The sequence below is a fragment of the Sporichthya polymorpha DSM 43042 genome (assembly GCF_000384115.1).
In the GTDB taxonomy this organism is placed as follows: domain Bacteria; phylum Actinomycetota; class Actinomycetes; order Sporichthyales; family Sporichthyaceae; genus Sporichthya; species Sporichthya polymorpha.
Map to the genome: position 1 here is coordinate 4,328,675 of NZ_KB913029.1, position 19,048 is coordinate 4,347,722.

General features: G+C 71.6%; 19 protein-coding genes. 13 read left to right on the forward strand and 6 right to left on the reverse strand.

What is annotated here, in order from left to right; translation table 11 throughout:
• Positions 1 to 76: 76 nt before the first annotated feature.
• Positions 77 to 247, forward strand: coding sequence for a hypothetical protein (locus tag SPOPO_RS34510; protein WP_019877049.1), 171 nt, complete (start codon positions 77 to 79; stop codon positions 245 to 247).
• A 19-nt stretch (positions 248 to 266) separates the two neighbouring features.
• Here SPOPO_RS34510 and SPOPO_RS30890 read toward each other — a convergent pair whose 3' ends face one another.
• Positions 267 to 1,808, reverse strand: coding sequence for a glycosyltransferase (locus tag SPOPO_RS30890; protein ID WP_019877051.1), 1,542 nt, complete (start codon positions 1,806 to 1,808; stop codon positions 267 to 269).
• Between the two features lie 122 nt (positions 1,809 to 1,930).
• On the opposite strand from SPOPO_RS30890, the gene argC reads away from it, so the two are divergent.
• The 8 genes from argC (at position 1,931) to argH (ending at position 10,406) form a co-directional block, all read left to right on the forward strand.
• Positions 1,931 to 2,962 carry an N-acetyl-gamma-glutamyl-phosphate reductase gene (argC, locus tag SPOPO_RS0121080; RefSeq protein WP_028984987.1) on the forward strand — a complete coding sequence of 344 codons (1,032 nt, stop codon included), beginning with the start codon at positions 1,931 to 1,933 and terminating at the stop codon, positions 2,960 to 2,962.
• The gene (gene argJ, locus SPOPO_RS0121085) at positions 2,959 to 4,110 is read left to right on the forward strand and encodes a bifunctional glutamate N-acetyltransferase/amino-acid acetyltransferase ArgJ (RefSeq protein ID WP_019877054.1); all 1,152 of its coding nucleotides are present in this window, start codon (positions 2,959 to 2,961) and stop codon (positions 4,108 to 4,110) included. Before argC ends, argJ begins: the two co-directional genes overlap by 4 nt.
• Positions 4,111 to 4,125: 15 nt before the next feature.
• The gene (argB, locus tag SPOPO_RS0121090) at positions 4,126 to 5,025 is read left to right on the forward strand and encodes an acetylglutamate kinase (protein WP_019877055.1); all 900 of its coding nucleotides are present in this window, start codon (positions 4,126 to 4,128) and stop codon (positions 5,023 to 5,025) included.
• Positions 5,022 to 6,239, forward strand: a complete 1,218-nt coding sequence (locus SPOPO_RS0121095; RefSeq protein WP_019877056.1) for an acetylornithine transaminase — start codon at positions 5,022 to 5,024, stop codon at positions 6,237 to 6,239. Before argB ends, SPOPO_RS0121095 begins: the two co-directional genes overlap by 4 nt.
• Complete coding sequence (argF, locus tag SPOPO_RS0121100) at positions 6,236 to 7,204, forward strand: ornithine carbamoyltransferase (RefSeq protein ID WP_019877057.1); 969 nt, start codon at positions 6,236 to 6,238, stop codon at positions 7,202 to 7,204. Before SPOPO_RS0121095 ends, argF begins: the two co-directional genes overlap by 4 nt.
• Positions 7,201 to 7,734, forward strand: coding sequence for an arginine repressor (locus SPOPO_RS30895; protein WP_019877058.1), 534 nt, complete (start codon positions 7,201 to 7,203; stop codon positions 7,732 to 7,734). The genes argF and SPOPO_RS30895 overlap by 4 nt, the downstream gene beginning before the upstream one ends.
• Positions 7,731 to 8,930 carry an argininosuccinate synthase gene (locus SPOPO_RS0121110; protein WP_019877059.1) on the forward strand — a complete coding sequence of 400 codons (1,200 nt, stop codon included), beginning with the start codon at positions 7,731 to 7,733 and terminating at the stop codon, positions 8,928 to 8,930. The genes SPOPO_RS30895 and SPOPO_RS0121110 overlap by 4 nt, the downstream gene beginning before the upstream one ends.
• 63 nt (positions 8,931 to 8,993) lie before the next feature.
• Positions 8,994 to 10,406, forward strand: a complete 1,413-nt coding sequence (argH, locus tag SPOPO_RS0121115; RefSeq protein WP_019877060.1) for an argininosuccinate lyase — start codon at positions 8,994 to 8,996, stop codon at positions 10,404 to 10,406.
• 3 nt (positions 10,407 to 10,409) lie between these two features.
• Here the strand turns inward: argH and SPOPO_RS0121120 are convergent, their stop codons facing one another.
• The 3 genes from SPOPO_RS0121120 to SPOPO_RS0121130 are packed head-to-tail and all read right to left on the reverse strand — an operon-like array spanning position 10,410 to position 12,109.
• Positions 10,410 to 10,943 carry a hypothetical protein gene (locus SPOPO_RS0121120; RefSeq protein WP_019877061.1) on the reverse strand — a complete coding sequence of 178 codons (534 nt, stop codon included), beginning with the start codon at positions 10,941 to 10,943 and terminating at the stop codon, positions 10,410 to 10,412.
• A complete protein-coding gene (locus SPOPO_RS33115; RefSeq protein ID WP_019877062.1) occupies positions 10,940 to 11,248 on the reverse strand; it encodes a helix-turn-helix domain-containing protein in 309 nt (102 codons plus the stop codon). Before SPOPO_RS33115 ends, SPOPO_RS0121120 begins: the two co-directional genes overlap by 4 nt.
• 27 nt (positions 11,249 to 11,275) lie before the next feature.
• Positions 11,276 to 12,109 (reverse strand): oxygen-binding di-iron domain-containing protein, encoded by an 834-nt coding sequence (locus SPOPO_RS0121130; protein ID WP_019877063.1) that lies wholly within the window; start codon positions 12,107 to 12,109, stop codon positions 11,276 to 11,278.
• A gap of 53 nt (positions 12,110 to 12,162) precedes the next feature.
• Here SPOPO_RS0121130 and SPOPO_RS30905 point away from each other — a divergent pair, with 53 nt between their 5' ends.
• Positions 12,163 to 12,807, forward strand: coding sequence for a TetR/AcrR family transcriptional regulator (locus SPOPO_RS30905; protein ID WP_033385135.1), 645 nt, complete (start codon positions 12,163 to 12,165; stop codon positions 12,805 to 12,807).
• Between the two features lie 65 nt (positions 12,808 to 12,872).
• On the opposite strand, the gene SPOPO_RS30910 is transcribed toward SPOPO_RS30905, so the two are convergent.
• Entirely contained in the window at positions 12,873 to 14,273 is a 1,401-nt protein-coding gene (locus SPOPO_RS30910) for an HNH endonuclease signature motif containing protein (RefSeq protein ID WP_245541735.1), read from the reverse strand.
• 340 nt (positions 14,274 to 14,613) lie between these two features.
• Positions 14,614 to 16,089: a DUF2867 domain-containing protein gene (locus tag SPOPO_RS0121145; protein ID WP_033385137.1), complete on the reverse strand. Its 1,476-nt coding sequence runs from the start codon at positions 16,087 to 16,089 to the stop codon at positions 14,614 to 14,616.
• A gap of 11 nt (positions 16,090 to 16,100) precedes the next feature.
• Here SPOPO_RS0121145 and SPOPO_RS0121150 point away from each other — a divergent pair, with 11 nt between their 5' ends.
• The 3 genes from SPOPO_RS0121150 to SPOPO_RS0121160 are packed head-to-tail and all read left to right on the forward strand — an operon-like array spanning position 16,101 to position 19,036.
• Positions 16,101 to 16,715, forward strand: a complete 615-nt coding sequence (locus SPOPO_RS0121150; protein ID WP_019877067.1) for a DNA-3-methyladenine glycosylase — start codon at positions 16,101 to 16,103, stop codon at positions 16,713 to 16,715.
• Positions 16,716 to 16,729: 14 nt separating this feature from the next.
• Positions 16,730 to 17,995, forward strand: coding sequence for a tyrosine--tRNA ligase (gene tyrS, locus SPOPO_RS0121155; RefSeq protein WP_019877069.1), 1,266 nt, complete (start codon positions 16,730 to 16,732; stop codon positions 17,993 to 17,995).
• A 36-nt stretch (positions 17,996 to 18,031) separates the two neighbouring features.
• On the forward strand, positions 18,032 to 19,036 hold the full coding sequence (locus SPOPO_RS0121160) for a TerC/Alx family metal homeostasis membrane protein (protein WP_019877070.1): 1,005 nt from the start codon (positions 18,032 to 18,034) through the stop codon (positions 19,034 to 19,036).
• Positions 19,037 to 19,048 lie beyond the last annotated feature (12 nt).

Sequence of the window (19,048 nt, forward strand, 5' to 3'; positions counted from 1 at the left end):
GGTGTCACCAGTGGTCCGCTAAGAGTGGTACCGGACTTCATGTCCGGTCTGTTCGACCGGGACGAGGGGGGTCGTCATGACAGGTCGGGAGCGAGCCGAAGCCTGGCTGGCACAGGGACGCAGTCGAGCGGGCAAGCGCGCCGCGCAGCGCCGGGGCACGGGCAACGGGGACGCGGGGGCGTTCCCCGCCGCCCTGATCCCCGCCCAGCGCGACCGCGTCACCGCGGTCGACGACCGCGACGCCTGAGCCGCACCTGCCCCGGGGTTCAGTCCCGGCTGCGCTCCGGCTCGGGAGCCGGGATCAGGCCCCGGAACTGGTGGGCCTTGTCGTCGAGGGCGGCCATCGGGACCGGGATCCGGGCCTCGGCCTCGGCCCCCGACGGCCCGGCCGGCCGGGCGAGGAACCCGGCCGGGGGCGGTGAGGCCGCGGCCACGACCGGGGCCGCGTCGTCGTGGGGGTCCTCCTCCTCGACGTCGACGGCGTCCGCGGCGTGCCGGTCCTCGAGGTCCTCGGCGGTCTCCGGCGGCGTGGCCGGTGCCGGGGCAGCCGACTGTGCGCTCGAGGGCGCGGCCGGGGCCGGCACGGTGACGGCCGCGCGGGCGGCGGCGATCGCGGCCGCGGCGGCCTCCGGGGTGACGGACAGGCCCGCCTCCTCGCAGCGGGCACGGGCGAACGCGAGGTTCTGCTCGACCCGGGCGAGCTCGGCGTCCGGGAGCACGCCCCGGGCGATCAGGTCGTGGCTGGCGACCGCGGACTCGAGGACGTTGCCGGTCCAGTAGGAGGCGACCGCGTACTCGTCCTGGCTGCGCCACCGGTAGACGGTCTCGTCGATGTAAGGCGCGTCCGCCGGGGGCGGGATCTCCAGGGCGCGGGCCGACATCATGCGGGCGAGCGAGTAGCGACCCTGCTCGCGGGCGTACCCGGCGAGGTCGGTCAGCGGCTCCGCGCGGGTCGGCATCGCCTCCCAGGCGTTGAGGTACGCGGCGACGACGCGGTCGGGCTCGGCGCCGGAGCGCTGCAGCAGGTGCGCGATCTGGAGCAGGGATTCCGCGACCTCGCCACGGTCCCCGCCGAGCGCGACGCGCCGGGCGTAGGCCTCGAGCGCCTTCGCGGCCCGGTTGCTGTCGCGGTAGCAACCGGCGAGACGGTAGCGGAGGTACAGCGCCAGCGGATCGGGCCCGGCGGGCGCCGGCGTCCCGTCCTCGGGCGTCTCGGCGCCCTCGGCGACTGCGGCGGGGGCCAGGTCCTGGAGGGCGGCCTCGAGCACGCGGGCGTCGAGGGTGTTGCGCTCGATCGGCGTGACCGCGGTGTGGCGGTTGCCGTCCTTGAACTCCCGGACCACGAGGTTCGGCAGGAAGGCGCGCGAGTCCCCGGCGTCGGTGACCAGGCGTTCGAAGAGCGGGCCGGCGAAGTGCCACGACCGCCGGTTGGCCAGCAGCACGGGCTGGCGTCGGGTCTGGTTGCCGGTCATGTGGGCGAGTTCGACGATGTCGGCCTCGAGCTCCGGCCAGGCGAACTCGTCGGCGCTGATCAGGACCTCGTCGGCGTCGATCAGCAAGGTGTAGTCCGCGCCGACCCGGGCCGCCTGAACAGCCTCGGTGCGGTTGTAGCCGAAGTCGACGAACGGCCGCTGGTAGAGCCGGCCGGGGAGATCGCCGAGGAGCTTGGCGACCAGGTCGGGCGTACCGTCGGTCGAGCCGGTGTCGACGATCAGCCAGTGGTCGATCCGGTCGCGGACGGACGTCAGGCACCGCTCGATGACGGTTGCCTCGTCCTGGACGATCATGCACAGGCCGATGGTGGTCATGGACCGCGACGGTACCTTCGGCCCCACGGGCCCCAGATCCCGTTTGCGCCGGTCGGGTGAGCTGGCCGTATAATTCTTCCGACGAACGTATTTCTATGTACAACGGATCGAAGGAGTGCCCCGTGGGTATGCGGACGGCCGTCGCCGGAGCCAGCGGCTACGCGGGCGGCGAGCTGTTGCGCCTGCTCGCGGCCCACCCGGAGCTGGACGTGGTCGTCGCCCAGGCGGACTCGCGGGCGGGGGAGCCGGTGACCGCCGTGCACCCCAACCTGGTGACCTACGCCGGGCAGACGCTCGCCCCCAGCGATCCTGCGCTGCTCGAGGACGCCGACGTCGTCTTCCTGGCACTCCCGCACGGGGCGTCGGCGGCCATCGCCGCCACGCTGCGGCCCGACCAGCTGGTCGTCGACCTCGGCGCCGACTTCCGGCTCGACGACGCCGCCGCGTGGGAGCGCTTCTACCAGCTGCCCCACGCCGGGACCTGGGTGTACGGCATGCCCGAACTCGCGGGACAGCGGGACCGAATCGCCGGGGCCAAGCGCATCGCGAACCCCGGGTGCTACCCGACGTCGGTCACGCTCGCGCTCGGCCCGCTGCTCGCGGCGGGCCTCGTGGAGACCGACGACATCGTCGTCGTCGCCGCGTCCGGGACGTCCGGCGCCGGACGCAAGGCCGCGACGAACCTGCTCGGCTCCGAGGTCATGGGCGACCTGTCCCCGTACAAGATCGGGGGCGCGCACCAGCACACGCCGGAGATCACGCAGGGGCTGTCGCTGGCCGCCGGGACCCGGGTGTCGGTCGGGTTCACCCCGCTGCTCGCGCCGATGCCGCGCGGCATCCTCGCCACCTGCACCGCGAAGCTGAAGTCGGGCGTCGACACCGCCGCCCTGCGCGCGACCCTGGACAAGGCCTACGCCGACGAGCCCTTCGTCTTCCTCCTCGACGAGGGCCAGATGCCGCACACGGCCGCGACCTTCGGCGCGAACTCGGTGCAGCTGCAGGCCGCCGCCGACCCCGACTCGGGCCGGGCCGTCGTGGTCTCCGCGATCGACAACCTCGGCAAGGGCGCCGCCGGCCAGGCCCTGCAGAACGCGAACATCGCGCTCGGTCTGCCGGAGACCCTCGGGCTCTCCGCGATCGGGGTCGCGCCGTGAGCGTGACCGCACCGGCCGGGTTCCGGGCCGCGGGCGTCACGGCGGGGATCAAGGCGTCCGGCAAGCCCGACGTCGCGCTGGTCGTCAACGACGGGCCCTCGCACGCCGCCGCGGCGGTGTTCACCTCGAACCGGGTCCAGGCCGCACCGGTGGTCTGGAGCCGGCAGGTCGTCACCGACGGCCGGGTCGACGCCGTGATCCTGAACTCCGGCGGGGCGAACGCCTGCACCGGTCCCGAGGGCTTCGGCGACACGCACCGCACGGCCGAGCACGTCGCCGAGGTGCTGGGCATCTCAGCCGGTGACGTCGCCGTGTGCTCGACCGGCCTGATCGGCGAGCGGCTGCCGATGGACAAGCTCCTCGCGGGCGTCGACGCCGCCGCCGGGGCGCTGAACGCGGACGGCGGCCCGGACGCGGCGGTCGCGATCATGACCACCGACTCCGTGCCGAAGAACGCCGTCGCGACCGGGTCCGGCTGGACCGTCGGCGGCATGGCCAAGGGCGCGGGCATGCTCGCCCCAGGGCTGGCCACGATGCTCGTCGTGCTGACCACCGACGCCGACGTCGACCCCGCCGGGCTCGACGCGGCGCTGCGGGACGCGACCCGCGTCAGCTTCGACCGCGTCGACTCCGACGGGTGCATGTCGACCAACGACACCGTGCTCCTGCTGGCCTCGGGCGCGTCCGGCGTGCAGCCGGACCCGGCCGAGTTCGCCGCCGCCGTCCGGACCGTGTGCCTGGACCTCGCGCTCCAGCTGCTCCACGACGCCGAGGGCGCAGCCCACGACATCGCGATCGAGGTCGTCAACGCCGCGACCGAGGACGAAGCCGTCGAGGTCGGCCGGTCCGTTGCGCGCAGCAACCTGTTCAAGTGCGCCGTGTTCGGCAACGACCCGAACTGGGGCCGCATCCTGGCCGCGGTCGGCACGACGTCGGCGACGTTCGACCCGAACGCGCTCGACGTCTCCTTCAACGGCGTGCCGGTCTGCCGCAACGGCGGGGTGGGGGAGTCCCGGGACAAGGTTGACCTGACGGGACGTCAGGTCAACGTGGTGATCGACCTGAAGGCCGGCGACGCCACCGCCACGATCTGGACCAACGACCTCACGCACGACTACGTGCATGAGAACAGCGCCTACTCGACCTGAGGCCCTGAAACCGACATGAGCAGACTCGACACCGCGCAGGAGCGCGCCGCCGTCCTCGTCCAGGCCCTCCCGTGGCTGGGCCGGTTCCGCGGCCGCACCGTCGTGATCAAGTTCGGCGGCAACGCGATGACCGACGAGGCGCTGATGGACGCCTTCGCCGAGGACGTCGTCTTCCTGCGCCTGGCCGGGATCCAGCCGGTCATCGTGCACGGCGGCGGGCCACAGATCTCCGCGGCGCTCGACCGGTTCGGGATCTCCTCGCACTTCGCCGGCGGGCTGCGCGTCACGACGCCCGAGGCGATGCAGGTCGTCCGGATGGTGCTGGTCGGCCAGGTCCAGCGCGACATCGTCGGCCGGCTCAACTCGCACGGCTCCTACGCCGTCGGGCTCTCCGGTGAGGACGCGCGACTGTTCACCGCCACCCGCCGCGGTGCGCTCGTCGACGGCGAGGAGGTCGACCTCGGCCAGGTCGGCGAGGTCACCGAGGTCGACCCGGGTGTCGTCGAGGGCTTGCTCAGCGACGGCCGGATCCCGGTCGTCTCCAGCGTCGCCCGCGGGTCCGACGGCGAGCTCTACAACGTCAACGCCGACACCGCGGCGGCCGCGCTCGCGGTCGCCCTCGGCGCCGAGAAGCTCGTCATGCTCACCGACGTCGAGGGCCTGTACGCGAACTGGCCGGACGACGACGAGGTGATCTCCCAACTGAGCGCCGACGAGCTCGCCGCGATGCTGCCGTCGCTGAGCTCGGGCATGATCCCGAAGATGGAGGCGTGCCTGCACGCCGTGCGCGGCGGCGTGCCCGCGGCGCACGTCCTCGACGGGCGGGTGGAGCACTCGGTGCTGCTCGAGCTCGTCACCGACGAAGGCATCGGAACCATGGTCGTGCCGGGGGCCAAGCCGGGAGGCGAGTCATGACGGGTCCTCACACCAACGCCCTGCAGTCGCGGTGGGACGCCGCGCTGATGCCGAACTACGGCACCCCGCCGGTCGCGCTCAAGGTCGGGAGCGGCGCCGAGGTCTGGGACGTCGACGACAAGCGCTACCTCGACCTGCTCGGCGGTATCGCCGTGACCTCCCTCGGCCACGGCCATCCCGAACTGGTGAAGGCCGTCAGTCGGCAGGTCGCCGCGCTGGCCCACACCTCCAACCTGTACCTGCACGAGCCGGCGATCGCGCTGGCCGAGCGCCTGCTCGACCTGCTCGGGGTCGCGGGCTCGGACTCGCGCGTCTTCCTGTGCAACAGCGGCACCGAGGCGAACGAGGCGGCGCTGAAACTGGTGCGCCGGCACGCGCCGACGCGGACGAAGATCGTCGCGGCGGAGAACTCGTTCCACGGCCGCTCGTTGGGCGCGCTCTCGATCACCGGCAAGGCGTCGATCCGCGAGCCGTTCGCGCCGTACGGGTGGCACACGGCCTTCGTGCCCTACGGCGACGCGGACGCGCTGCGCGCCGCGGTCGACTCCGACACCGCGGCCGTGTTCCTCGAGCCGACCCTCGGTGAGGGCGGTGTCGTCCCGCCGCCGGCGGGCTACCTCGCCGTCGCCCGCGAGGTCTGCGACGCCACCGGTGCGGTCTTCGTCCTCGACGAGATCCAGTCCGCGATCGGGCGGACCGGAGCGTGGTTCGCCCACCAGCACGAGGGCGTGACGCCCGACGTCCTGACCCTCGCGAAGGGCCTCGGCGGCGGTCTGCCGATCGGGGCGTGCGTCGGCCTCGGGTCGTTCGGCGGCACGTTCCAGCGCGGCGATCACGGCTCCACGTTCGGCGGCAACCCGGTCGCCTGCGCGGCGGCGCTGACCGTGCTGGACGTCATCGAGTCCGAGGGCCTGCTTGACCACGTGGTCAAGGTCGGAGGCCAGCTCGCCGACGGCATCGCGGCGATCGACCACCCGCTGCTCGGCAAGGTCGAGGGCCGGGGCCTCTGGCTCGGCATCGTCCTCACCGCCGACGTGTCGGCCAACGTGGAGGCGGCCGCGCGCGAGGCCGGGTTCCTCGTCAACGCCGTGCAGCCGGGCCGGATCCGGCTCGCGCCGCCACTGGTCCTGACCGCGGATCAGGTCTCGGAGTTCGTCACGGCCCTGCCGGCGATCCTCGACGCCGCGAGCGCGCAGGCGAGAGGCACAGCATGACGATCCGTCACTTCCGGCGCGACGATGACCTGACTCCGGCCGAGCAACTCGAAGTCCTCGACCTCGCGGACCGGCTCAAGGCCGACCGCTTCGCGTCGCAGGCCCTCGCCGGGCCGCGGACGGTCGCGGTCATGTTCGACAAGCACTCGACCCGGACCCGCGTCTCGTTCTGCGTCGCGATCGCCGAGCTCGGGGGCTTCCCGCTGGTCATCGAGGCCGCGTCGTCGCAGCTGGGCCGGGGCGAGCCGATCGCCGACACCGTCCGGGTCTTCGACCGGCAGTGCGCGGCGATCGTGTGGCGGACCTTCGGCCAGGAACGCATCGACGAGATGGCGTCGATCAGCACCGTCCCGGTCGTCAATGCGCTCACCGACGAGTTCCACCCGTGCCAGGTCCTCGCCGACCTGCAGACCGTGCGGGAGCGGCACGGCCGGCTCGCCGGGCTGACGCTGACCTACCTCGGCGACGGCGCCAACAACATGGCGCACTCGTACCTGGTCGGGGGAGCGACCGCCGGGTTGCACGTCCGCATCGCCTGCCCGGCCGGCTTCGCGCCGAACCCCGAGTTCGTCGCGCGGGCGCAGGAGATCGCGGCGACCACCGGGGGCTCGGTCGCCGTCACCGACGACGCCAAGGAGGCGTGCCGCGGCGCGCACGTCCTGACCACCGACACGTGGGTGTCGATGGGTCAGTCCGACAGCCCGTCCGACCAGGAAGCCCGGGAGGCGGCGTTCGCGCCGTTCCAGCTGGACTCCGCGCTGCTCGGTCTCGCCGACCCGACGGCGATCGTCCTGCACTGTCTGCCGGCGTACCGCGGCAAGGAGGTCACCGCCGAGGTGCTCGACGGGCCGCAGTCGGCGATCTGGGACGAGGCCGAGAACCGCATGCACGCGCAGAAGGCGCTGCTGGTCTGGCTGCTGGAGAAGTCGGCGCAGTCGGCCAGGCAGGCGGGGCGGTCGGTATGACGATCAGCATCCCCGCCACCAAGGCGGCCCGGCACCGCCGGATCGTCGAGCTGCTCGGCCGCGCGCCGGTGCGGTCGCAGAACGAGCTGGCCCGCCTGCTCGGCGACGACGGGCTCGCCGTCACCCAGGCGACGCTCTCGCGTGACCTCGAGGAGCTCGGCGCCGTCCGCATCCGGGACGCCGACGGCTCCCTCGTCTACGCCGTCCCCGGGGAGGGGGGTGACCGCACCCCGCGCGTCCCCGAGCCCGGCGCCCCGCAGGCCAAGCTCGCCCGCATCGCCGAGGAGCTGCTCGTCTCGGCCGAGGCCTCGGCCAACCTCGTCGTCCTGCGCACGCCACCCGGCGCGGCGCAGTTCTTCGCCTCCGCGGTCGACCAGGCCGCGTTGCCCGATCTGCTCGGCACGATCGCCGGGGACGACACCGTCCTCGTCATCACCCGTGACCCCAACGGCGGGGCCGCGGTCGCCGCGTACTTCCTCTCGCTCGCCACAGCACCAGCCGATTCAAAGCGTCAAGGAGCAAAGACATGACCGAGCGCGTCGTTCTCGCGTACTCCGGAGGTCTCGACACCTCCGTCTGCATCGGCTGGATCGCGGCCCAGACCGGGGCAGAGATCGTCGCCGTCGCGGCCGACGTCGGCCAGGGCGGCGAGGACATGGACGTCATCCGCCAGCGCGCGCTCGACTGCGGCGCGGTCGAGTCGATCGTCCTCGACCTCAAGGACGAGTTCGCCGACAACTACTGCCTGCCGGCACTGAAGGCCAACGCGCTCTACATGGAGCGGTACCCGCTCGTCTCCGCGCTCTCGCGCCCGACGATCGTCAAGGCGCTCGTCGACGCCGCGCGCGAGCACGGCGCCTCGATGGTCGGCCACGGCTGCACCGGCAAGGGCAACGACCAGGTCCGCTTCGAGGTCGGGATCGGCGCCCTCGCGCCGGACCTCAAGGTGCTGGCCCCGGTCCGCGACTCGGGCATGACCCGCGACAAGGCCATCGCCTTCGCGGAGGAGCGCAACCTCCCGATCGACGTCACCAAGAAATCGCCGTACTCGATCGACCAGAACGTCTGGGGTCGCGCCGTCGAGACCGGCTTCCTCGAGGACGTCTGGAACGGCCCGATCGAGGACATCTACAGCTACACCCAGAACCCGGCCACCCCGCGGAACCCGGACGAGGTCGTGATCACCTTCGCCTCCGGCGTCCCCGTCGCGATCGACGGCAAGCCGGTCACGATGCTGCAGGCCATCGAGCAGCTGAACGTCCGCGCCGGTGCGCAGGGAGTCGGTCGCCTCGACATGGTCGAGGACCGCCTGGTCGGCATCAAGAGCCGCGAGGTCTACGAGGCCCCCGGCGCGATCGCGCTGATCACGGCCAAGCAGGAGCTCGAGAACGTCACCGTCGAGCGCGAGCTCGCCCGCTACAAGCGCGGGGTCTCGCAGCGCTGGTCCGAGCTGGTCTACGACGGCCTGTGGTTCTCCCCGTTGAAGAACGCTCTCGACGCGTTCCTCGAGGAGGCGAACGCCCCGGTCTCCGGCGACATCCGCATGACCCTGCACGCCGGCCGCGCCGTCGTCACCGGCCGTCGCTCGGAGCAGTCGCTCTACGACTACAACCTCGCGACCTACGACGCCGAGGACACCTTCGACCAGTCGATGGCCAAGGGCTTCATCGAGCTGTTCGGCATGTCCTCCCGCATCGCCATGGGCCGCGACGCCCGCACCAAGTAGCTCTTACGTCCGGCCAACTGTGGGCTATAGGCCACAGTTGGCCGGACGCAACGAAGGGAAGTCATGAGCGACGAGGCGCTCCGGTTGTGGGGCGGAAGATTTGCCTCTGGGCCGGCGGACGCGCTGGCGGCCCTGTCGGTGTCGGTGCACTTCGACTGGCGGCTCGCCCCGTACGACATCGCCGGGTCGAAGGCGCACGCCCGGGTGCTGCACCGGGCGGGGCTGCTCTCCGACGACGACCTCGCCGGGATGCTCGCCGGTCTCGACCGGCTGCTGGCCGACGTCGAGGCGGGGGCCTTCACGCCGACGGTCGCGGACGAGGACGTGCACACCGCGCTCGAGCGCGGCCTGATCGAGCGGGTCGGGCCGGAGCTGGGTGGCCGACTGCGCGCGGGCCGCTCGCGCAACGACCAGGTCGCGACGCTGTTCCGGATGTACCTGCGGGACGCCGCGCGTCGCATCACCCTGCTCCTCGCCGACCTGCAGGACGCCCTCGTCACGCAGGCCGCCGCCCACCCCGGCGCGGCGATGCCCGGCCGCACGCACCTGCAGCACGCGCAACCGGTGCTCCTGGCCCACCACCTGCTCGCCCACGTCCACGCGTTCGCGCGGGACGTCGAGCGGTTGCAGGACTGGGACAAGCGCGCGGCCGTCTCGCCCTACGGCTCCGGCGCGCTGGCCGGTTCGTCGCTGGGCCTGGACCCGGAACAGGTCGCCGCCGAACTCGGTTTCGACAGCTCCGCGCCGAACTCGATCGACGGGACCGCGTCGCGGGACTTCGCCGCCGAGGCGGCGTTCGTCCTCGCGATGATCGGCGTCGACCTCTCCCGGCTGGCCGAGGAGGTCATCCTCTGGGCGACCAAGGAGTTCTCCTTCGTCACTCTCGACGACGCCTTCTCGACCGGGTCGTCGATCATGCCGCAGAAGAAGAACCCCGACATCGCCGAGCTGGCCCGCGGCAAGGCCGGTCGCCTCGTCGGGAATCTGACGGGGTTGCTGGCGACGCTGAAGGGTCTGCCGCTCGCGTACAACCGGGACCTGCAGGAGGACAAGGAGCCGGTCTTCGACTCCGTCGACACGCTCGAGGTCCTGCTGCCTGCGTTCACCGGGATGATGGCGACGTTGCGCTTCCACACCGACCGTCTCGCCGAGCTGGCGCCGGCCGGGTTCTCGCTGGCGACCGACATCGCGGAGTGGCTCGTCCGGCAGGGTGTGCCGTTCCGTGTCGCCCACGAGGTGGCGGGGGAGTGCGTGCGGGTCTGCGAGGGCAAGGGCATCGAGCTCGCAGACCTCTCCGACGCCGACCTCGCGGCGATCTCGGAGCACCTCACGCCGGCCGTGCGGAAGGTGCTGACCGTCGAAGGCTCCATCGCGTCGCGGGACGCGCGAGGTGGGACCGCGCAGTCCCGGGTCGACGAGCAACTTGCCGCGCTGCAGGGCGAGATCGCCGCGCAGCGCGCCTGGGCGAACGCCTGAGCGTCAAGAGACGTTGCGCAGCGCGAGCACTTTGGCGACCCGCGGGTCGTCGCCGCCGAGGTACTCGCTGAGTACGGCCACCACCTCGGCGACGTCGAGGCGTCCGGCGCCGGCCATCTCCTCGAGGTCGACCCAGTCCTTGGACCGACTGAAGAACGCCTTGAAGACCGCGAGGTCGCCACAGGCCAGGAACGGCAGGGGACGTCCTTCGAACGGCCGTGTGACCACCCGGGCCGCCGCTTGTTCGTGGAAGGCCGTGGTGTTCAGGAACAGGTCCACCGGCGTCTCGTCCCACAGGACCCGGACCTGACCGTCGCGGCGGAGAAGCGTGCGGTGTTTCCGCGACACCAGGACTCCCGCCGGCAGGGCGTCCAGGATGCGGCCCGCCTCGTCGGTGGGGACGAAGATGTTGAGGTCGATGTCGCTGGTACCTCGCGGATCCGCCGTGCACCAGGCCAGGGCCAGCGCCCCACCGAAGGCGTGCGGGACCTCGCCGAGCGCGTCGTGCAGCGCGAGCACCCGATCGAGGATGTTCACCGGGTGCCCGGAAAGCGAGGGGCTTGCAGGGTCGGGGAGTGACGAGTTGGGAAGGCGCCGGCCAGCAGCAGCACGTCGCGGATCTGGCGTTCGCGCTTCGCCTCGTCGATGTGCACGACGAGGCGGGAGTTCAACTCGTAGCCGGCGGCCCGCAGGATGCGCTCCGCCGTCTCGACGTTCGGTGTGACCCGGCCCTGTTCGTAGGCGGCGAGCGTCGAGTGCGAGGTGCCGGCCCGCTCCGCCAGTTCACGGAGACTCAGGCCGGCCCTCGCCCTCGCCCGCTTCAGTTGCGCCGCGATGTCCACGCGAGGATGGTATCAGTTCAGATACCACTAGGCAGCGGCTCCCAGGACCCGGTTGATCTCGTCGAGGACGGCCTGGTCCGGCTGGGCCGCGACGACGGTCGACGGCGTGCGCCGGGTCGCCTCGATCGCCTGCGCAACGCGGTCCCGGCCCATCACCGCCGGGGTGTGGCACCCGACGACGACGGTCGGGTCGAGTGCTGCCACGCGGTCGACCGTGGCCTGCCAGCGCCGCTCGTCGGCCAGCAGTAGCCAGGGGCTGACGTACTGGCCGAACGTCGCGATGCCCTCGAACCAGAAGTCCTGGTCGAACTCGTCGACGACCGGCACGGGCGCGAGCATGGGCGTCGCGAAGGTGTCCGAACCCCAGTAGACGCCGGTGACCGGGTCGTACAGCCCCCGGGTGGTCGGCGCGTCGAACACCGGCGGCCGGACCGCCTGCAACACGCGGTCGCCGACGTCGAGGGACTCGCCGTCCGAGACCCAGCGCCAGCGGGACGGCGGGATCGTGCTCAGGCCGCCGCCCATGCGCTCGACCATGAACCAGTTGATGACCAGCGTGGCGTTGGGACAACGGTCCATCAGTTCGTGCAGGTTGCCGGTGTGATCGGCGTCGTCGTGGGAGATGAAGAGCCAGCGGACGTCCTCCGGCTCGACGAGGGAGAAGACGTCCTCGAACCAGCGCTCGCGGTTGGCGGCCTCACCCGTGTCGACGATGACGGGCTCGCGGCCGCGGATGACCATCGAGTTCAGGGCGACACACACGGGCGCGGACCCCTCGCCCTGGTGGTCGTGGACGAGGAACGTCTCGGGGGCGATGAGGGTGGGAGTGAGACGGGTCTTCGGCAGGGCGGTGGGAATCATGGGAAACCTCACGGAATCAGGATGCCGTCGTGGTACTGGAGTACCATGAAGGAATGCCAGTGCCACGTCAAGATCTGACGCCCAGTCGCGGGCGGGTAAATCAGAAACTGCGCACCCGCGCGGCGATCGTCGCTGCGGCGCAGGAGCTCTTCGACGCCGGAACGACGCCGACCGTCGCGCAGGCCGCGGAGGCCGCGCTCGTCTCGCGTACGACGGCGTACCGCTACTTCCCGACTCAGGAGTCACTGCTCACCGAGCTGACCGTGACCGCCGGCGTCGAATCGATCGAGGAACTCGTCGCGCGCCCGGTGGACGAGTCGGACGCCCGCGAGCGGACCCTCGCCGTGATGGAGGCGTTCCTCCGGAACACCTTCGAGGCGGAGGGCCAGTACCGCCAGGCGGCGCGGCTCTACCAGGACCAGTGGCTTGCCGCCGTCGCCGGCGGGGAGTCGTCCCCGACGATCCGGGAGGGGCGTCGGCGCCGCTGGTACGCCCAGACCCTCGCCCCGCTCCGCAGCCAGATCTCCAAGGCCGACTGGGACCGGCTGATCACCGCCCTGTGCCTGCTCTCCGGCCCCGAGGCGATGATCACCCTCCGCGACGTCTGCGGCGTCGACGAACGCACCGCCCGCAAGGTCACCGCCTGGGCCGCCGAGACCCTCCTCCGCGAGACCTTCGGCGACCCCGACCACCCGTAGCGTCCGACGATGTGGCTGCTATTGCAACCACACCCTCGGACGTCACACCCCGCCTGACCGCGGGGCTATTCGCGGCGGCGGGCTTCCGGTGATGGTGGGTCCGGTTCCTCGGGTGGAACCTTGAGCCCGTCGCGGACCAGTTGCCAGTGCGCGTTGCGTCTTGGCTTCTGTTCGGAATCAACCCACTTCGGGGGAATCATTTCTGGGTGGCTGTCGGCGGCCATCCGCACACCCCAGCCCTGATGATGGATCAGATAGTGTTCGTGGGAGCACACCAAGGCCATCTTGTCCACGTCGGTCGGGCCCTCGTCCCGGTCCCACCACTCAATATGGTGCGCTTCACACCACGCGGCCGGACGGGTACAACCCTCGCCGATGCACCCGATGTCCCGGGCGACCAGCGCCGCCCACTGGGCCGGGGTGGCGGTGCGGACCTCGCGGCCCATCGCCAACGGCACCCCGAGGGTGTTCGCCACGATCGGGGTGATCCCCGCGTCGCAGGCGATCCGCTGCACGGTCGCGATGTCCAGGTCCTCACCGGTCGCGGTCCTCGCAAACGGGTGCCCGGTGTCCCCGGCCATCGTCTCCACCGACGCGGTCACATGCAGGTGCGGACGCACCCCGTGGGACGGGGGCAGATCCCCGAAGCGCAGGAACTGGCGGAACACGTCCCCGAGCGCATCGTGCCTGCGTTGCGGCGCTGATCGTTCGTCGCGTTGGCCGTTCACGGCGGGTCGCGGGGCGGCGAGGGGGTCGAGGGCGGCCTTGACCAGGGCGGCGACCTCGTCAGTCAGTTCACCGCGGATGCGGTGCAGCCCGTTGCCCAGATCGGTGATCGTCAGCGACCGCTTGCGCTGCGCGCGGGCCGCTCGCTTCGACTCTGCCGGGGCGCCGCCGGTGGGGTCGTCCGGGTCGGGTGCCGGGGGTTTGCCGTCCTCGTCGATGACCTCTTCGATGTGCCGACCCAGGCGCAGGATCGCCCCGGGGTCCACGCCGTGGGACTTGGCCAGCAGGAACGTCTCCGCCTTCGCGAGTTCCGATGCCGAGCCGATGGGTTCGATCTTGCGCAGACTCCGCCCGACCGCACGGGCCTGGTCGCGATTGAGCTTCCCCTCGGCCAACGCCTCGACGGTGGCGATGCCCTTGCGGGACAGGATGTCGGCGTCCTTGACGCGCTGCCGCGCCTCGACCGGGTGCAGGTTCAGCTTCTGTCCCAGCCAGACCGCGGTGGAGATCTTCCCGTCGGCCAGAGAGAGCCCGCGGACATCGGCCTCCCGCACCGCCCGCACCCCGACCGCCGCGACGGCGGAGTCGAGCTCGGACTGCGCCCGCACCATCAGTTCCAGATCAGCGTCGGTGAGCGTCCAGACCTCGTCCGCGGTCAGCATCGCCGCCACCTTGCGGACGTCCTCCACAGCACCGGCGATCGTCGCCAGTGCCGGATGCATCCCCACCCCTGCGGACATACCACGATTCTACCCGCGTTCGAACGTATGTTCTAGTGGTGTCAAGGCCTCATTAGCCCCTTGCGTCACTATCTTCTGACGCCGCGTCAGTGACTGTGCCGCAGGGTCAACGCGGGACACCATCCAGTCCGCCGATTCTTCGGCGCGGGCGTCGCCTCGTGACAGCTCTGTGCGCCATGCAAGTTGTTCCCACTGCCCCGCGCCGGAGCATGGTGAGGGCGGTCACAAGAGACATCCGGGACCTTGACTGCCAACGGCGAACAGGGCGACCCTAGACCTGGCCGGCCGTAGCGTCCGACGATGTGGTCGCTATGGCAGCCACATCTTCGGACGCAAGGGATTACGCGGGGCGCTCGGCGGCGGTGACGATGTTGCGGGTCATGCCGCCGAAGACGATGCCGTGGAAGGGCCAGACCGCCCACCAGTAGAGCTGGCCGGCAAGGCCGGAAGGGACGAAGACGGCGCGCTGGCGATAGACCGATCCTCCGTCAGATCCCGCGCTCACACCGAGTTCGAGCCACGCACGGCCGGGAACGCGCATCTCCGCGCGCAGTCGCAGCAGCCGTTCGGGACCGGTGTCGTCGAGGGCCTCGACGCGCCACCAGTCGAGCGCCTCGCCGACCTGGAGCCGGGTCGGGTTGCGGCGGCCCCGGCGGAGCCCGACGCCGCCGACGAGGCGGTCCAGCCAGCCCCGCACCGACCACGCGAGCGGGAACGAGTACCACCCGTTGTCGCCGCCGATCCCGGTCACGACCGCCCACAGGCGGTCCGGGTCGGCGGCGGCCTCCACCCGGCGCTCGTCGACGTAGGCGCTGCCGCCGGACCAGTCCGGGTCACTCGGCAGCGGGTCGGCGGGGGTGTCGCCGACGGCTGCGTCCGACCACCGGGTCTCGACCTCGCCGGCGCGGACCCGCGCCAGCGCCAGCTCGACCGCGCGGTCGTACGGTGTCAGCCCGCCGCCGGGGTCGGGGACGTAGCGGGCAATGTCGTGCTCGGTGCAGACCATCTCGTGCACCAGCGACTCGATCAGCGGCGCCGCGAGTTTGCGGGGGACCGGGGTCACGAGATTGACCCAGTGCGAGCTCAGCCTCGGCGTCAGGAACGGGACGGGCAGCACCCGCCGGTGCGGCAGCTCGGCCACCGCGGCGTACCGCTGCATCATCTGGCGGTACGTCAGGACGTCCGGTCCGCCGATGTCGAACGTCCGATTCACCTCCGGTGGCAGCTCGGCGGCGCCGACCAGGTAGTGCAGGACGTCCCGCACCGCGATCGGTTGCACGCGCCGATCCACCCACTGCGGGGTGACCATCACCGGCAGCCGCTCGGTCAGGTACCGGAGCATCTCGAAGCTCGCCGACCCGGCGCCGAGGATCACCGCCGCGCCGAACACCGCCGCGGGGACGCCCGAGCGCAGGAAGATCTCGCCGACCTCGCTCCGGGAGGCGAGGTGGGGCGAGAGGTCCTCACCGTCGGTGGGGCGCAGCCCGCCGAGGTAGACGATCCGGCCCACGCGGGCCGCCCGCGCCGCGTCGGCGGTGATCAGCGCGCCCTGGCGATCCACCGACTCGAAGCTGCTCCGCTGCAGGGAGTGCACGAGGTAGTACAGGACGTCGACGTCGCCGCACGCCTTCGCCATGGCGTCCGCGTCGGTCACGTCGCCCCGGACGACCTCGACCCGGTCGCGCCAGGGCACGTCCCGGAGCTTCTCGGGGTCACGGGCGAGGGCCCGGACCTCGTGGCCCGCGTCGAGGAGGCGGGGGACCAGGCGCCCGCCGATGTAGCCGGTCGTCCCGGTCACGAGTATCCGCACTGCCATAACGTGCCCCGGTGGCCCGTTCCGACACCCTGCCCCGGTCGTTCTACGACCGCCCGGTCCTCGACGTCGCCGCCGACCTGCTCGGCGCGGTGATCGTCGCCGGCCCCGTCGCGGTCCGCCTGACCGAGGTCGAGGCCTACGACGGGGCCAACGACCCGGCCTCCCACGCCTACCGGGGCCTCACCCCGCGAACCCGGGTGATGTTCGGCCCACCCGGACACCTCTACGTCTACTTCACGTACGGGATGCACCACTGCGCGAACCTGGTCTGCGGACCGGACGGCACGGCCGCCGCGGTCCTGCTGCGCGCGGGCGAGGTCGTCGACGGGATCGACGTGGCCCGCACCCACCGCCCCGCCGTGACGCGCGACACCGCGCTGGCCCGGGGCCCGGCCAACCTGGTCCGGGCGCTCGGGCTCGGCCCGGAGCACAACGGGGCCGACGTCGTCGCCGGGCGGGAGGTCCGGGTCCGGCGCAGCACGTCCCCGAGGGCGGAGATCCGCACCGGCCCTCGGGTCGGGGTCAGCGCCGGGGCGACGCGGCCCTGGCGCTTCTGGCTGGCCGACGACCCGACCGTCAGCGCGTACCGCGCCGGAACTCGGAAGCAGCGGGGGAACCCGCGGTGAGAGAATTCCGCCCCGTGACCATCTTGGACGACCTCCGCTGGCGCGACCTCGTCGCGCAGACCACCGATCCCGACGCCCTGACCGCCGCGCTCGCGGCCGGCCCGGTCACGCTGTACTGCGGTTTCGACCCGACCGCGCCGAGCCTGCACGTCGGGCATCTGGTGCAGGTGCTGACGCTGCGCCGGTTCCAGCAGGCCGGGCACCGGGTCATCGCGCTCGTCGGGGGTGCCACCGGGCTGATCGGCGACCCGAAGGAGACGTCCGAGCGGAGCCTGAACACCAAGGACGTCGTCGGGGAGTGGGTCGGGAGGATCCGCGCCCAGATCGAGCCGTTCCTCGACTTCACCGGCGACAACCCGGCGCTCATGGTCAACAACCTCGACTGGACCGCGTCGCTGTCGACGATCGACTTCCTCCGCGACATCGGCAAGCACTTCCCGGTCAACCGGATGCTGGCGCGCGACGCCGTCGACAAGCGTCTGAACTCCGAGGTGGGCATCTCCTACACCGAGTTCAGCTACGTCCTGCTGCAGTCGATGGACTACCTCGAGCTCTACCGCCGCCACGGCTGCTCGCTGCAGATCGGCGGCTCGGACCAGTGGGGCAACATCACAGCCGGAGCCGAGCTGATCCGCCGGATCGAGGCGGGCAAGGCCCACGCGCTGACGACTCAGCTGCTCACCAAGGCCGACGGCACCAAGTTCGGCAAGACCGAGTCCGGGACGGTGTGGCTCGACCCGGCGCTGACGAGCCCGTACGCGTTCTTCCAGTTCTGGGTGAACACCGACGACCGGGACGTGATCGGCTACCTCAAGTGCCTCACGTTCCTGCCTCAGGAGCGGATCGAGGAGCTGGAGAAGGCGACCGCCGAGCGCCCGGGCGCCCGGGAGGCCCAGCGCGCCCTCGCGCAGGAGCTGACGACGCTCGTCCATGGCGCCGAGCAGACCGCCGCGGTCCAGCTCGCCAGCTCGGCCCTGTTCGGCCGCGGCGAGCTCCGGGACCTCGACGCCGCGACCCTCGCCGCCGCGCTCGGCGAGCTCCCCAGCACCACCGTCAGCGGGCCGCTGCCGACCGTGGCGGAGCTCCTGGTCGCCACCGGCCTGGAGAAGAGCAACAACAGCGCCCGCCGCACCATCTCCGAGGGCGGGGCCTACGTGAACAACGTCAAGGTCACCGAGGAGGCGGCCGTTCCGGCGGCGAGTGACCTGCTTCACGGGGATTGGCTCGTACTTCGCCGGGGCAAGCGGAACCTTGCCGCGGTCCGGGTCGTAGGTTCCTAGGCAGGGCGAGCGGCGTCCTGACGAGGAAGGGCGCACATGGACCTGGAGATCAGCGGACTCACCTGGACGCTGACGGTCGCCCTGGTGGTCGGCCTGCTGGCCTTCGACCTGATTCTCGGCGTGCTGCGACCCCACAAGGTCGGGTTCGGCGAGGCGATCGCGTGGACGATCTTCTACGTCGGCGTGGCGGTGGCGTTCGGCATCTGGTTCACGATGGCGCACGGCGGCGACTACGGGACCGAGTTCTTCGCCGGCTACATCGTCGAGTACAGCCTGAGCGTCGACAACCTGTTCGTCTTCGTCATCATCATGACGACGTTCGCGGTGCCCGAGGCCTACCAGCAGAAGGTGCTGACGTTCGGCATCGTGCTGGCGCTGGCGATGCGCGCGATCTTCATCATGGCCGGCGCGGCCCTGCTGGCGGCGTTCTCGTTCATGTTCCTGCTCTTCGGGCTCCTGCTCCTGTTCACCGCGGTCCAGCTCTTCCGGCACCGTGACGAGGACCCGGACATCGAGAACAACGGCGTGGTCAAGGCCGCGCGCCGCCTGCTGCCCGTGACGAACGAGTACGTCGGCGGGAAACTGATCACCAAGATCGACGGCCGCAAAATGGTCACCCCGCTGCTCGTCGTGCTGATCGCGATCGGGTCCATCGACCTCCTCTTCGCCCTGGACTCGATCCCCGCGGTCTTCGGCGTCACCGAGGAGGCCTACATCGTCTTCGCGGCCAACGCCTTCGCGCTGATGGGCCTGCGGGCGCTGTTCTTCCTCGTCAAGGGCCTGCTCGACCGCTTGGTGTACCTGTCCACCGGCCTCGCGATCATCCTGGGCTTCATCGGCGTCAAGCTCGTCCTGCACTGGCTGCACGAGGACGTCTGGCACGACGCCCCGCAGATCAGCACGCCGGTCAGCCTCGGCGTCATCGTCGTCGTGCTGACGATCGTGACGGTCGCCAGCCTGATCAAGACCCGGCAGGACCCGACCGCGAAGGCCCACGCCGGCACCCTGCTCGGCGAGCCCTCGAAGAAGGCCGACGAGTAGGGCACCGGCGGC